This is a genomic window from Clostridium isatidis (genome assembly GCF_002285495.1).
GTDB lineage: Bacteria > Bacillota > Clostridia > Clostridiales > Clostridiaceae > Clostridium > Clostridium isatidis.
Genome location: NZ_CP016786.1, coordinates 1,523,224 through 1,538,064, shown reverse-complemented (window position 1 = coordinate 1,538,064; position 14,841 = coordinate 1,523,224). Strand labels below are relative to the sequence as shown.

At 29.0% G+C, this 14,841-nt stretch carries 17 protein-coding genes and 1 pseudogene; 15 read left to right on the top strand and 3 right to left on the bottom strand.

From position 1 onward, the window contains the following. Positions 1-296 precede the first annotated feature (296 nt). Positions 297-707 (top strand): annotated as a pseudogene (locus BEN51_RS07325) (ATP-binding cassette domain-containing protein); the annotation flags it as partial. 4 nt (positions 708-711) lie between these two features. Then, a complete protein-coding gene (locus tag BEN51_RS14155) occupies positions 712-825 on the top strand; it encodes an ABC-2 family transporter protein (RefSeq protein WP_119865426.1) in 114 nt (37 codons plus the stop codon). Between the two features lie 51 nt (positions 826-876). Here BEN51_RS14155 and BEN51_RS07315 read toward each other — a convergent pair whose 3' ends face one another. After that, positions 877-1,080, bottom strand: coding sequence for a hypothetical protein (locus BEN51_RS07315; protein WP_119865425.1), 204 nt, complete (start codon positions 1,078-1,080; stop codon positions 877-879). A gap of 205 nt (positions 1,081-1,285) precedes the next feature. Here BEN51_RS07315 and deoC point away from each other — a divergent pair, with 205 nt between their 5' ends. From deoC to BEN51_RS07285, 6 genes are all read left to right on the top strand, one after another. After that, positions 1,286-1,975: a deoxyribose-phosphate aldolase gene (gene deoC, locus BEN51_RS07310; RefSeq protein WP_119865424.1), complete on the top strand. Its 690-nt coding sequence runs from the start codon at positions 1,286-1,288 to the stop codon at positions 1,973-1,975. A 19-nt stretch (positions 1,976-1,994) separates the two neighbouring features. Continuing rightward, entirely contained in the window at positions 1,995-2,477 is a 483-nt protein-coding gene (locus BEN51_RS07305) for a GNAT family N-acetyltransferase (protein WP_119865423.1), read from the top strand. A gap of 315 nt (positions 2,478-2,792) precedes the next feature. Next, entirely contained in the window at positions 2,793-4,151 is a 1,359-nt protein-coding gene (locus BEN51_RS07300; RefSeq protein WP_119865422.1) for a sucrose-specific PTS transporter subunit IIBC, read from the top strand. Between the two features lie 91 nt (positions 4,152-4,242). After that, complete coding sequence (locus tag BEN51_RS07295) at positions 4,243-5,223, top strand: LacI family DNA-binding transcriptional regulator (protein ID WP_119865421.1); 981 nt, start codon at positions 4,243-4,245, stop codon at positions 5,221-5,223. A 21-nt stretch (positions 5,224-5,244) separates the two neighbouring features. Continuing rightward, positions 5,245-6,711 (top strand): glycoside hydrolase family 32 protein, encoded by a 1,467-nt coding sequence (locus BEN51_RS07290; protein WP_119865420.1) that lies wholly within the window; start codon positions 5,245-5,247, stop codon positions 6,709-6,711. Then, on the top strand, positions 6,704-7,648 hold the full coding sequence (locus tag BEN51_RS07285; RefSeq protein WP_119865419.1) for a carbohydrate kinase family protein: 945 nt from the start codon (positions 6,704-6,706) through the stop codon (positions 7,646-7,648). The genes BEN51_RS07290 and BEN51_RS07285 overlap by 8 nt, the downstream gene beginning before the upstream one ends. 59 nt (positions 7,649-7,707) lie before the next feature. Here BEN51_RS07285 and BEN51_RS07280 read toward each other — a convergent pair whose 3' ends face one another. Then, on the bottom strand, positions 7,708-8,646 hold the full coding sequence (locus BEN51_RS07280) for a M15 family metallopeptidase (protein WP_119865418.1): 939 nt from the start codon (positions 8,644-8,646) through the stop codon (positions 7,708-7,710). A gap of 148 nt (positions 8,647-8,794) precedes the next feature. Between BEN51_RS07280 and BEN51_RS07275 the strand changes: the two genes are divergently transcribed. Together BEN51_RS07275 and tlp are read left to right on the top strand one after the other, a co-directional pair. Next, positions 8,795-9,667, top strand: coding sequence for an HDOD domain-containing protein (locus BEN51_RS07275; protein WP_119865417.1), 873 nt, complete (start codon positions 8,795-8,797; stop codon positions 9,665-9,667). 141 nt (positions 9,668-9,808) lie between these two features. After that, positions 9,809-10,036: a small acid-soluble spore protein Tlp gene (tlp, locus tag BEN51_RS07270; protein ID WP_119865416.1), complete on the top strand. Its 228-nt coding sequence runs from the start codon at positions 9,809-9,811 to the stop codon at positions 10,034-10,036. Between the two features lie 147 nt (positions 10,037-10,183). Here tlp and BEN51_RS07265 read toward each other — a convergent pair whose 3' ends face one another. Continuing rightward, entirely contained in the window at positions 10,184-10,687 is a 504-nt protein-coding gene (locus BEN51_RS07265) for a MogA/MoaB family molybdenum cofactor biosynthesis protein (protein ID WP_119865415.1), read from the bottom strand. Between the two features lie 254 nt (positions 10,688-10,941). On the opposite strand from BEN51_RS07265, the gene moaA reads away from it, so the two are divergent. The 5 genes from moaA to speE all read left to right on the top strand — a co-directional run bounded on the left by moaA (position 10,942) and on the right by speE (position 14,789). After that, positions 10,942-11,904, top strand: coding sequence for a GTP 3',8-cyclase MoaA (moaA, locus tag BEN51_RS07260; protein ID WP_119865414.1), 963 nt, complete (start codon positions 10,942-10,944; stop codon positions 11,902-11,904). Between the two features lies 1 nt (position 11,905). Next, a complete protein-coding gene (gene moaC / locus BEN51_RS07255; protein ID WP_119865413.1) occupies positions 11,906-12,391 on the top strand; it encodes a cyclic pyranopterin monophosphate synthase MoaC in 486 nt (161 codons plus the stop codon). Further along, positions 12,392-12,829, top strand: a complete 438-nt coding sequence (locus BEN51_RS07250) for an MOSC domain-containing protein (protein WP_119865412.1) — start codon at positions 12,392-12,394, stop codon at positions 12,827-12,829. 262 nt (positions 12,830-13,091) lie between these two features. Further along, the gene (gene speD, locus BEN51_RS07245) at positions 13,092-13,841 is read left to right on the top strand and encodes an adenosylmethionine decarboxylase (RefSeq protein WP_418219557.1); all 750 of its coding nucleotides are present in this window, start codon (positions 13,092-13,094) and stop codon (positions 13,839-13,841) included. A 90-nt stretch (positions 13,842-13,931) separates the two neighbouring features. Then, positions 13,932-14,789, top strand: coding sequence for a polyamine aminopropyltransferase (gene speE / locus BEN51_RS07240; protein WP_119865410.1), 858 nt, complete (start codon positions 13,932-13,934; stop codon positions 14,787-14,789). Positions 14,790-14,841 lie beyond the last annotated feature (52 nt).

Here is a 14,841-nt window from a genome sequence, read left to right as displayed (position 1 = left end):
TTAATTGTAAAAGTACTACTAATAATGATTAACTTATTGATAGCGTATAAGAACAAGTTTAAAATAAATTAAAAGGATAAGGGGGAATTATGTTTAGGAAAAGAGAAATAAATACAGATCTGCTAGATTTAAAAGAATCAATAAATAATAGTATTAATAATAAAAGTTACATATCATTAAATGATGAACATAAGTAACTAGAAAGTATAATAAATAAGTTGTTAAAATGCTATTATAATAATGATCCTTTGAATGGAGCAAATAAAATAGTTGAAAAGATAATTTATTTAGATTCTATTGGAGCAAATGGAGCTGGTAAATCTACTACAATAAAAATGATGACAGGAATACTTACGCCGACTAGTGGAGAAATAGTTGTTAATGGAATAGTACCTTATGAAGATAGGCAGAAAAATGCAAAAGATATTGGAGTTGTATTTGGACAAAAAACTCAGCTATGGTGGGATCTTCCTTTATCAGAGAACTTTTCTTTATTAAAAGATATTTATGAAATTGATGATAAAGATTATAAGGAAAGAATGGAGTTTTTAAATGAAGTACTAGAATTAAAAGATTTTATGCTTACTCCTGTTAGAGCTCTTTCTTTAGGACAAAGAATGAGGGAAGATTTGGCTGCAGCTTTAATTCATAATCCTAAGGTTATTTATCTTGATGAACCGACAATAGGGCTTGATGCAGTGGTAAAATAGAATGGAATTATTAAAAGCTTTATCACTTCAAGTAGTATGGATAATAATTTTATCCGCATTAGCAAAATTTATATGGAAAATGGGTATAAAAAGGTATGAAAGTTCCGGTAGTTAAAAAGAAAGGCTGTAATATAAGAAAAACAGCCTTTTTATCTTATAAAAACAATTAGTCTTGATAATTATTTAAAGTGTTATTGACTGAGTTTATAGCATCATTAACGGAAGCTAGATTATTTTCAATTTGTTCTTTGTTACGATGCTGTTCAGCTGAATTTAATGCTTCTCTTAAACAGGCTTTTGATTCTACTAATTTGCTATAAACATCTTCTACATGTTGTTTGGCAGTTTTTTTATTGTTGTTTTCGTTCATTTTCAGCACCTCCAAAAGTTTTAAAATTAAGGGAATAATTAGTGAGAGAATAAATTTTATTGTGGAGAAAGATGACGATATTATTATGTGATATTAATAATAAAAAATACTTAGATATTTATGATAGAAGAGGAATAAACTTTCTTGGAATTAATGTGATAAAATATAAATAAAAATAATAAATTCATTTTAAGGGGAGAGGTATATGGAAGAAAAATTAAGTATTAAGGCATTGGCAAAGATGATTGATCATACATTATTAAAAGCTTATGTTAAAAATGAAGATTTTGAAAAAATTTGTAAAGAAGCAAGGGATTATGGATTTAAAATGGTTGCTATAAATCCAGCAGCAGTTAAGCTTTGCAAAAAATATTTAGAAGGAACTAAAGTAAATGTAGGAGCGGCAATAGGCTTTCCTCTTGGACAAAACACTATAGAAGCTAAGGTTTATGAAACAAAGGATAGTATCTTGAATGGTTCTGATGAGATTGATTATGTAATTAATATTGTAGAACTTAAAAATGGGAATTTAGCTTATATTGAAAAGGAAATGAGAGAAATAGTTGGAGTATGCAGAGAAAATAATGTTACTTCAAAAGTGATATTAGAAAATTGCTACCTAACATATGAAGAAAAAATTGAAGTTTGTAAAATTGCTCTTAAAGTAAAACCTGATTTTATTAAAACTTCTACTGGTTTTGGCAGCGGAGGAGCGACTGTGGAGGATGTAAAGCTTATGAAATCAATAGTTGGCAAGGAGGTAAAAGTAAAAGCAGCTGGAGGAATTAGGAACTTACAAACTTGCTTAAAGATGATTGAGGCTGGAGCTGAAAGAATAGGTACAAGTTCTGGAGTAAAAATAATTGAAGAATATAGGGAGTTTTTAAAGAAATAAAATTAATGGAGAGTAAATAATGATACGTTTAGTTAAATTAACTGATGCAAAAGACATAGTAGATATTTATAATTATTATATTTTAAATACTAATATAACCTTTGAAGAAGAGGAATTAACAATTAAGGAGATGGAGAAAAGAATAAGGGAAAAAACAAAAAAATATCCATGGTTGGTTTATGAAGAGGATAAGAAGGTACTGGGATATGCATATTTAAGTCAATGGAAAGAAAGGTCATCTTATAGATATTCCTGTGAAGCATCTATATATCTGCATAAAGATTATAAGGGGAAGGGCTTAGGAACTAAATTATATGAGGAGTTGCTAAAATTAGCAAAAGAAATAAATATGCACATAATTATTAGTGGAATAACCATTCCTAATGAGGCAAGTATAAAACTGCATGAAAGATTAGGTTTTGAAAAAGTTGCAGAATTTAAAGAGGTAGGTTTTAAAAATAATAGCTGGTTAAATGTTGGCTATTGGCAAAAGAAAATTTAGTCCTATAAAATTGTATAGCTAAGAACTATGATATTTAATAGATATGCTTTCTGTAATAGAGGGCGTATTTTTTTATCTAGCAAAAAAGGTGGAGGGAATGGTATCATAAAAATAAATGTAAATGTTTTAAATAATTATTTTATGTTTAATAAAAACACTATTTATTTAAAAATTTTTTAATAATACACAATAAATTATTAATTTTAAGTAGTAATTAAATAAAAATCTTAACAATATGATAAAAGTTCGAATATTGATAAAAAAATGTGGAACTGGTATCATAAAATCATCAAATAGAAGGGGGAATTATTTTTTATGAGTAAAGAGCAAATTGTAGCAACAGAAATTTTAAAGCACATAGGAGGAAAAGAAAATATCAAATCAATGGAGCATTGCGCTACTAGGTTAAGACTAATACTAAAGGATAAATCATTAATTGATGAGAAAGCTATAGAAAATATCGATGGTGTAAAAGGTCAATTTTTCGCTGCAGCTCAATTCCAAATAATTTTAGGAACTGGCTTTGTAAACAAAGTATATGCAGAAATGAAAAAACTAGGTGTTGCAGGAGATGGTGGAAGCGTTAAGGAAGATGCATATGCAGAAATGTCAATGCCTCAAAAAATTTCAAGAACTTTAGGGGATATATTTGTTCCAATAATTCCTGTATTAGTTGCAACAGGATTATTTATGGGATTAAGGGGACTTGTAACAAACTTAGGAGTTGAATTAAGTCCCACATTAAATATATTGTCACAAGTTCTAACAGATACAGCATTTATTTTCTTACCAGCTCTTGTTGCTTGGTCAACAGTAAAGAAATTTGGTGGTACTCCAGTTGTAGGAATGGTACTTGGACTAATGTTAGTAGCACCTCAACTTCCTAATGCATGGAACGTTGCAGGTGGAGCTGAGCCAATTTATTTAGATATTTTAGGACTTAGTCTGCCAATAGTAGGATATCAAGGATCAGTATTACCAGCATTAGCTTTAGGAATAATTGGAGCAAAATTAGAAAAATCTTTAAGAAAATTTGTACCTGATGTTTTAGATTTAATTATCACTCCATTCTTAACATTACTTATAACAATGATACTTGGACTTTTAATAGTTGGACCAATAATGCACTCATTGGAAGAAGTTATTTTCACAGCCTTTAAGAGCTTTTTAGCATTACCACTTGGAATAGGTGGATTAATAATTGGAGGAATTAATCAACTTATTGTTGTTACAGGAATTCATCACATATTTAATGCTTTAGAAGTTGAACTTTTAGCTAATACAGGGGTAAACCCATATAATGCAATTATTACAGGTGCAATAGCAGCCCAAGGAGCTGCAACCTTAGCAGTAGCATTTAAAACTAGAGATAAAAAGAAACGTACATTATATATTTCATCAGCTATACCAGCCTTTTTAGGAATTACAGAACCAGCTATATTTGGAGTTAACTTAAGATTTTTAAAACCATTTGCATTTGCCTTAGTAGGTGGTGCAGCAGCTGGAATGTTTGCAGCAATGCTAGGCTTGGCTGGATCGGGTATGGGAATTACAGTTATTCCTGGAATACTACTATATCTAAATGGTAATATTATGGGTTATATATTAACTCACTTAATAGGAATTGGTGTATCCTTTGCTCTTACCTATATCTTCTATAAATCAGAAGAATAAAAAAATAAAGGGGAGACAGGTATAGCCCCCTCTTTGACATTTATTTTTATCTCCACAAATGGTATAATAATCCTTTATAAGGAGGGTTAATATGAAGGTAACAATTCAAGATATAGCCAATATGGTGGGGGTATCAAAAAGTACAGTATCAAGATATTTAAACGGTGGATATGTAAGTGATGATAATAAAAAGAAAATAGAAGAAGCTATAGAAAAGACTGGATTTAAGTCTAACTTTTTTGCTAAAAGATTAAAAGCAAAGAAAAGTGGCTTAATAGGAATAATAATACCTAGAATTGACTCTTTTACTTCTGGAAAAATATTAAAAAGCATTAATAAAAGATTAGAGGAAAATGGATATCAAGGTATTATATTAACTAGTGAGTTAAGTAAAGAAAAAGAAATAGAACATATGAAAAAATTATATCAACAAGGTGTAGACGGCATTATAATTTTAGCTGTTGATATTACAAAGGAACATATTGAGTTATCAAGAAAATTATCAATACCAATATTGTTTACTGGACAAAAGAGTAACCTTGTTAATTATATAAAAATAGATGATTATGAGGCAGGAAGAGTACTTGGCGAATATATAAGGGATAATGGACATAGAAATATTGTGTATCTAGGTGTTACAGAAGAAGATAAGGCTGTAGGAGTTGAAAGAAAAGCAGGCTTTTATGATGCTTTTAAAGGGATAGATAGTAATATCAATTTTGTAAAAACTGGCTTTTCCTTTAATGAAGCCTACAAAGCCAGCAAAGAAGTTATGAAATATAATCCTACAGTTGTTATTGGAGCTACGGATAATATTGTTCTTGGTTTTATTAGATATGCCTATGAAAATGGATATAACATACCAGATGAAATATCTGTAGCAGGTTTTGGTGGATATGATGTTGGATTAGCTGTACATCCAACCATAACAACTGTAGAAATAAATTATGAAGCATTAGGAGAAAAAACTTCTGACTTAATTTTATCTTATATAAATGGTGAAGAAATAGATATTGATAGAAAGGTTCCGTTAAAACTTATAAAAAGACAAAGTGTTAAGTCTCTTCTTTAAAATATAGAAGTGAGGTTTAAAATGGAGGATTTAAAAAAGATAATTGATGTAAATTTAAATTCAGAAATGTATTATAAAAATATGAGTAATAGTTCCAGCGATAAATGGAGATTAAATTATCATTTAGAGCCTCCTTTTGGTTTATTAAATGATCCAAATGGATTAGCTTATTTTAAAGGAGAATATTATATTTTTTATCAATGGAATCCCTATAAATGCGAACATAAAGATAAGCATTGGGCCTTAGTTAAAACGAAGGATTTTATGCATTATTCTATTCCTAAGGCAGTTCTTGCACCTGATGAATGGTATGATAAAGATGGCTGTTATTCGGGTAGTGCAATAGCAATAGAAGACAAATTAGAACTATTTTATACTGGAAATGTAAGAGATGATAAGGGAAACAGGGAAGCTTATCAGTGCAGGGCTAGTTTAAATCAGGATGGAGAGTTGGTTAAAAAAGGACCTGTTGTAGATAAATTACCGAAGGGATATACAGCTCATTTTAGAGATCCATATATTTTTGAGAAAGATGGAAAGTACTATTTTGTACTAGGTGCTCAATTAGAAGAAAAAATAGGCAGAGCCCTATTATATAGTTCAGAGGATCTTAATAAATGGAGTTTTGAGGGAGAAATTAAAACTGATTATGAAAATTTTGGTTATATGTGGGAATGTCCTTCTTTATTCAATTTAGATGGAAAAGATATTTTAATCTTTTCTCCACAAGGTTTAGAAAGTGAGGAATTTAGATATCAAAATATTTACCAATCAGGTTATATAATAGGAAAATTTGATTTCGAAACTCTTAATTTTAAACATGGGGAATTTAGGGAATTAGATTTAGGAAAAGACTTTTATGCTCCTCAAGTATTTAAAGATGATAAAAATAGAACAATAATGATTGGCTGGATGGGAATGCCAGAAGAAGAAGATAAGTATCCAACAAAAGAATTAGGATGGCTTCATTGTCTTACTATGCCTAGGGAACTTATTTTAAAAGATGATATTATTTATCAAGTTCCACTAAAAGAGTTTGAAAATTATAGGATTAAATTATTAGAAGATACGAAGAATATAATATGTAATGAATGGAATACTGATGCATTAGAAACTAATAGTTATGAATTACTTTTAGAAATAGATAGGTTAGAAGCAAAAAAAATTGAATTAAGGTTTCTTGAAGGCAAGGATGAATATTCTTCATTAGTATTTAATTTTGAAGAGGGCAGTGGATTTTTAGATAACAATAAATTAATCAATGGAGTAAACTCCGTTAGAAGATTTAAGTTTAATAATGATAAGATTAAAGTTCATATGTTTGTGGATAAATCAGCAGTTGAGATTTTTCTTCAAGATGGTGAAACAGTTATATCAAGCAGGGTTTATCCAGAAGAAGGAAGTACTGGCTTAAGAATATTAGCAGAAAATAATGTTAATATTAAAGATTTGAAGCTTTGGAATTTGGGAGAAATGTTATATGAGTAATAAGGTTTTTTGTATCGGTGAATTATTAATAGATTTTATAGGAAAAGATAATATAAAAGATTTATCAAAGACTGTGAATTTTGAGAAGAAGGCTGGAGGGGCACCAGCTAATGTAGCTGCTTCCGTATGTAAGTTAGGAGGCGAAGCTTATTTTTTAGGTCAAGTTGGTAATGATTCATTTGGAAAGTTCTTAATTGAAAGCTTAAAGAAGGTAGATATTAATGTTGAAATGACTAAAATGGAAGGCTATACTACCTTAGCTTTTGTTTCTATTGATGAAAAGGGAGAAAGAGATTTTGAATTTCATAGAGGAAGCGATGGGGATTATAGATTTTCAAGTATTGATTTAAGTAAAATAAGTGATAAGGATATTATACATTTTGGCTCAGCAACGGGTTTTTTAGAAGGAGAATTAAAAAATACTTACTATAAATTATTAGAGTATGCTAAGGAAAATAATATATTTATTTCTTTTGACCCTAATTACAGGGATGCTTTAATAACTAAAGATAAATTAGAAGCTTTTATTGAAGATTGTAAGAATTTTATTAAGCTATCGGACTTTGTTAAACTTAGTGATGAGGAAATAAAGCTAATAACGGAAGAAGAAAGTATAGAATTAGCAGTTAAGAAACTTCACAAAATGGGAGCTAAGATTGTTGCTGTTACATTAGGTGCAAAGGGAACACTAATAAGTAATGGGGCTTCAGAAATAGTACCATCGATTAAAATAAAGCAAGTTGATTCAACTGGAGCAGGAGATGCTTTTGTTGGAGCAGTTTTAAAGCAGTTATCAGAGCAAGAAGATAATAAAAATATTAGTTTTAGTAAATGGAAGGAAATAGTTTCTTATGCTAACAAGGTAGGAGCAATTACTTGTACTAATTATGGTGCAATTGATGCAATGCCAAGAGCAGAAGACTTACAAGATAACTAAAAGAGCTATTAAAAAAGAAGAGTGTTTATACTCTTCTTTTATTTTAGTAGTTTTTCAATTTAATTTAATGCTGCTTCTATTTTATCAATATATTTTTTTATTTCTTTTTCCTCTAAATAAGAGTTTTCATACCATTTTTTATCTTGCTCCCAATCGTTAAAGCATCTTGCTTTTAAAATTATTTCCGGCCTATATTCAAAATGTAAGATATCAAAATGATTCCACTTTCCACCCCAAATAAAATTATTCCTTTCAAAAGCTTCCACTAATTCTTTAGGATATTCGGATAATCTTTTTTCACCTTGTTCTTTAGAACTCCACTTCCAATAATCTTTTTTATCTGATTTTAAATCAATAGCTATTCCATAGGAGTGAGGACTTAGCCTGCCAGTTCCGGCGATAACCCTATAATTATAAGTTCCACTAGCAGGATAAAGAATTGCTCCTATATCATTTCTGCTTTTAGCTAGAGGAATTATTTCTTTCAAAGCTGCCTCTAAAGATGTATTAGCATTATTTTGACTATTAAATTGATAATTAGTATATCCATATTTTAAATTGGTTAAGTTTTTTTCAATTTCTCTCTTTGAATTTCCATAAACTTCATTAAATAGTTCATAATGTCTAATTCTACCAGGATCAAAGTTCTTATCCATTAGGGTATTATTTTTTTCAAGAGGGTAATTTTGCTCAAGCATATCTTGAAGATCAGGATTAGCTAGTTTTTGCTCATAACTTTTTTCTATTTTGTCATCATAGAGAATTTTTCTGCCAGACTTAGTAACACAAAAAACTTTATCATTACTTTTTTCTACATTAACAATATGTTCAGGATAAGCTAACATAAGAATTAAAATATCTTGTTTCATTTGAGTTTCATAGTCTTTTTCTGTAGCTGCTTTTTCTTTTATAGGTATATTTAAAATCAGAATAAAGCTTATTAAAAAAATACAAATTTTTTTAAACACAAAATCACCTGCCCTTAAAATAAAATTCATTATAGTTTTTACAATAGTGAAAAAACTATTCTTAATTATGCAAGAAATAGTTGCCGGCAATAATATGTATGATATTTATACTTTATGTTGAAAAGGTTATAGTATTGATGATATATTTAATTTAGAAGAGCGATGAGGGGGAATTTGCATGAGACCTGAAGAAATTTTGGATATTTTGGAAAATAATAATAAAATACCTACTATTAATAAAGAAATTACAGAAATAATAAAAATGTTAAAAAATACTGATACTTTAGATATTGAAGAGTTTTCATATGTAATAAATAGATGTTCTAATTTAAAAGAAGCAATACTTATTAATATTAATTCTGGATATTTTAAATTATTAAGAAAGATAGAATCCTTATCAGATGCTATTAAATTTTTAGGATTGAAAACGGTTGAAAAATTAGTGATAGCCCATCTTGTTAAATCTATAATGCCAGATAATTTAGGACAATCTAAACAACTTGATAGAGATAAGTATTGGAAGCATTGCTTAGGAACTTCTGTTGCAGCAAATTTAATAGCTGAAAAATTAAATAAGGCAGATATATATAAATATTTTGCTTATGGATTAATTCATGATTTAGGTGTAGTTGTATTAGATGTATGTGTTCCAGACTTGATTGATAAGGTTATGGAAAAACAAAGGAAAGGAATGCATCAAATAATTGCCGAAAGAATAGTTATGAATGGTTTTACTCATGAAGATGCTGGAAGATGGCAATGTATTAGATTTGAATTACCTGATGATATTAGATCTATAGTAGAATATCATCATAGACCTCTTCTTGCAAAGAAGTATAAAGAAGAAGTTTATATATTAAGCATAGCAGATTCAATAAGTAATGTATATTATGAAAATTTATTAGCAATTAACACAAAACACGTTTTTAATAAAAAAGTAATGGATGAATTAGGAATTTCAAAAGATGATTTAGAAGAGATTATTGATATTTTACCTGAGAAAGTAGAAGAAGCAAGTAGGCAGATTAACTTTAATATGTTAAGTATATAAATTTTCTCTTTAAAGGTAAAGCTTTTAATAGCTTATTACTGAATAATATAGATTTTTTAATCCAAAATAATAGTGAAAGTGGTTGTCTATATAATCACCTAAAAAACTGCTAAAAACTTTACCTGAAAGGAGAGAATTATAATGAAACATAATCCAGATGATAGAAGAGATAATGTTGAAAGACTTCAAGAAAATATTAGTAATACTATCGAAAATATGCATCGTGCTGAAGAAATGATTGAAAAAACATCAGACGAGAAAATGAAAGAAACTTTACGAGAAAAAAATAAAAGAAGAGAGCAAACATTAGAGGGGCTTAGACAGGAAATAAGGGAAGAAGCATTAGCAAGAGAAAGAGATTACAAATAATCCTATATAAGTTATAGTTCACAGTGAAGAGTTTTAGATGAATTTAGCTAGTTAAAATTTAATTTAGGGAGTAATTCAAAAAGTTGAATTACTCCCTACTATTATAAATTAAATGATCTAGATTGAATTTTAATTGAGAGCGGCACTTTATAAATTATGGATTGGCTCAGCGCAGTTTGCAGTCTTGCCTTTTAAAATTTCCAAGCCATGTTTTAATGTAGGAATAATATATTCTAAGTTTTCTTTACAAGCCTTTGGGCTTCCAGGTAGATTAATAATTAAGGTGTTATTACGAATTCCAGAAACTCCTCTACTTAACATTCCTTTAGGAGTAATAGCTATGCTATAAGCCCTCATAGCTTCAGAAATTCCAGGAACCTGCCTATGGATTATATCTAAGGTTGCTTCAGGCGTCCAGTCTCTAGGGGAAAATCCTGTTCCTCCTGTAGTTAATACTAAATCAAGCTTTAAATCGTCGCATAATTTTATCATTTCCTTACTTAACATTTCTCTATCATCAGGAAGAACTTTATAATATGACAGTTTATAATTATTTCTTAATAAGATTTCCTTAATAGTTTCTGCACTTTTATCTTCTCTTTCACCAGCATATCCTTTATCACTAGCAGTTATAATACCTACCTTAAACAATGCTAACACCGTCCTTAAAATAAATTTAAATTAATATTTATACATTTATTCAAATATTAATATAAAAGTAACTTTATATCAATAGATAGGGTTTTTAGAAAGAGATGATTTTTAATAAAAAGATTGTAAGGGAAGAGAAGCTTGTCTATAATATCTATTATAGTAATTATCAAGGTTAAATTTATATGTACCTTTAAGTGTTTTTTATATATTTAAAAGCCTGGTCCTGTAAATATAAGAATGGGGGATTAGTTATGCTGGATAAGGAAGGTCGAGAAATAACTTATTTAAGAATATCTGTAACTGATTTATGTAATTTAAGATGTAAATATTGTATACCTGAAGAAGGAGTAAATAAGAAGTGCCATTCTGATATACTTACTTTTGAAGAAATTGAAAAAGTAGTCAGAGCTTCAGCAGAACTAGGTATAAATAAAATTAGACTTACTGGAGGAGAACCATTAGTTAGAAAAGGTATTGTAGATTTAGTCAACAAAATATCTAGTATAGCAGGAATAAAGGAAGTAGTTATGACTACAAATGGAACTTTATTAAAACAGCTGGGAAAAGCCCTAAAAGAAGCAGGATTAAAGAGAGTAAATATTAGTCTTGATACTTTAAAGGAAGATAGATATAAAAATATAACTAGAGATGGGAAAATATCTGATGTTTTAGAAGGATTAGAAGCAGCTAAAGAAGCAGGGTTAAATCCAATCAAGTTAAATGTAGTATTAATAAAAGGCTTTAATGATGATGAAATAGAAGATTTTGTAAACTTAACCATAGATAAGGAGATTGAGGTAAGATTTATTGAGTTAATGCCAATAGGAATAAATGGATTAAAATTTCATGAAAAATTCTTATCAAGTAAAACTGTATTGCAGAAAATTCCTAATTTAATACCTATAGTAAGTAAAGATGAGTTTTCTACAGCTAAGTATTATAAGCTTGAGGGAGCAAAGGGAAAGATAGGACTTATTAATCCTATAAGTCATAATTTTTGTTCAAAATGTAATAGATTTAGATTAACATCAGATGGGAAAATAAAGCCATGCCTTCATTCAAATAGGGAAATAGATATAAAATCAGCACTAAGGGAAGATAAAGATATTATTCCAATTTTAGCAAAGGCAATAAGAGTTAAACCAAAAGAACACCATATAAATGAGGAAGATTATAAACCAATAGATAGGGAAATGTATCAAATAGGAGGATAAGATGAAGTTTACGCATTTTAATGAAAGTGGCAAAGCAAGAATGGTAGATGTTGGAGGAAAAGATGAAACTAAAAGAGTTGCTATTGCAAGAGGAACAATATATATGAGTAAGGAAACTTTAATTAAGGTTAAAGAAGGACATATGAAAAAGGGAGATGTTTTAGCTGTTGCTCAAGTTGCTGGAATAATGGGAGCAAAGAAGACAAGTGAACTTATTCCTATGTGTCATAATATTTTTATAGATGGAGTAGACTTAAGCTTTAAGTTTGATGAAGAAAAATCTGCTATTCATATTGAGGCTGAAGCTAAGACTACAGGAAAAACAGGAGTGGAAATGGAAGCTTTAACAGCTGTTTCTACAGCTGCCCTTACAATTTATGATATGTGCAAATCTATTGATAAAAAAATGATTATTGATAACATAAGATTAGTAAAGAAAACAGGTGGAAAATCAGGAGAATATTTAAGAAATGGAGATATACTTTAAATGGGAAGGGTAGTAGCAGTAAATATTAGCGATATTAAAGGAGTTCCTAAAAGATCAATTCCTGAAGGAAACTTTGTTGAAGACTTTGGTCTAGAAGGAGATGCTCATGCAGGAAAATGGCATAGACAAGTGAGTCTCTTAGGACTTGAAAGTATTAATAAGATGAAATCTTTAAAGGGAGATAAATTTTATAATGGAAAATTTGCAGAAAATCTCACTACAGAAGGAATTATTCTTTATGAGCTGCCTATTGGAACAAAGCTTAAGATTGGTGAAACTATTCAAGAAGTTACTCAAATAGGTAAAGAATGTCATACAGGATGCAATATTCGTAAATTAGTTGGAGATTGTGTTATGCCAAGGGAAGGCATATTTACAAGAGTTATAAAGGGTGGAAGAATTAAAGCAGGAGATAAAATAGAAGTAATTTCTGAATAATAGAATATTAGAATAAAAAGGCTGCAAGCAATAAATCTTGCAGCCTTTTGTTAGTAAAATAATTCCTCAAAAAATTGTTTAATAATCAAAATATTTTTATTGAAATATTTTGATCTACATATTAATATTAGTGTTGTATGTATAGAATTAATTTAACAAAAATTTATAATTAGGAGGCTGATTAGATAAATTGTCTATAAATAGAAATAAGAAATTAAAATTACATGGTTTTAACAATTTAACAAAATCCTTATCTTTCAATATGTATGATATATGTTATACAAAAACACCACAAGAAAGAGAAGCATATATACAATACATAGATGAACAGTATAATGCAGAAAAATTAACAGAAATTCTTACGAATGTTACTAATATTATAGGAGCTAATATCCTTAATATTGCAAAGCAGGATTATGACCCACAAGGGGCAAGTGTTACAATTTTGGTGTGTGAGTATCCCATGGAAGAAACTAGTGAAATTACAAAGGCTAGTAATACTAGCAATGAACCAGGACCGCTACCAGAAACTATATTGGCTCATTTGGATAAAAGTCATATTACTGTTCATACTTATCCAGAATATCATCCAGATGATGGAATTTGCACTTTTAGAGCAGATATAGATGTATCAACCTGCGGAGAGATATCGCCTCTTAAGGCCCTTAATTATTTAGTGCATTCCTTTGATTCTGATATTATGACGGTTGATTACAGAGTTAGAGGATTTACAAGAGACATAAAAGGGAAAAAAATATTTATAGATCATAAGATTAATTCTATACAGAATTATATTCCTAAAAGCATAAGTCAAAAGTATGATATGATAGATGTTAATATATATCAAGAGAATATTTTCCATACCAAATTTAAATTAAAAGAGTTTGATTTAGATAATTATTTATTTGGATACACTAAAAATGAATTAACTATAAATGAGATAAATCATATAACTAAAAAGCTTAAGAAGGAAATGGACGAAATATTTTATGGATCTAATACCCCCCTATAACAGTAAATTTTATAGTTTTTTTATTAAAGGATATATGATTATAACCTTAATATTTATATAAATAATGAAAGATATGTAAGGAGGAACAGAATGTTAGATTTATGGTATTCAGAAAAACTTTCAGAAGGTGCAAAGTTTTCAATGTTAGTAGATGAACATATTTATAGTGAGGAAACACCATTTCAAAAAATTGACTTTTTCAATACAAAAACCTTTGGCAAATTCTTTACATTAGATGGCTTAATAATGCTTACAGAAAAGGATGAATTTATTTATCATGAAATGATTACTGCTGTACCTATGGCAGTAAACCCTAATATTAAGAAGGTATTAATTATTGGTGGCGGTGATGGTGGTACTGCTAGAGAAATATTAAGATACAATACAATTGAAAAAGTAGATATGGTTGAAATAGATGAAAGAGTTGTTAGGCTATGCCAAAAATATCTGCCAAGTACAGCTTGTAAGTTAGATAATGATGATAGATTAAAATTATACTTTGAAGATGGTCTTGCTTTTGTTAGAGATGCAAAAGAAGGAAGTTATGATTTAATCTTAGTAGATTCTACAGACCCAATTGGACCAGGAGAGGGATTATTCACTCATGAATTCTATAAAAACTGTTATAGAGTTCTTTCTGAAGATGGAATTTTAATAAATCAACATGAAAGTCCATACTATGATGAATATCGCCGCGAAATGAAGAGATCTCATAGCAAGATTAAAAATAATTTCCCAATTGCTAAGGTATATCAATTTCATATGCCAACTTATGCTTCAGGACATTGGTTGTTTGGATTTGCTTCTAAAAAATACGATCCTGTAGCTGATCTTAAAGCAGATGAGTGGAATTGTTTCGGAATTAAGACTAAATACTATAATACAGATCTTCATATAGGCGCCTTTGCTTTGCCTAACTATGTAAAAGAAGAATTAGAAAGTGTATAAAGTTTTTATATATCGATGGTAGTAATACCATCGATATTTTTTATAAGCCCTT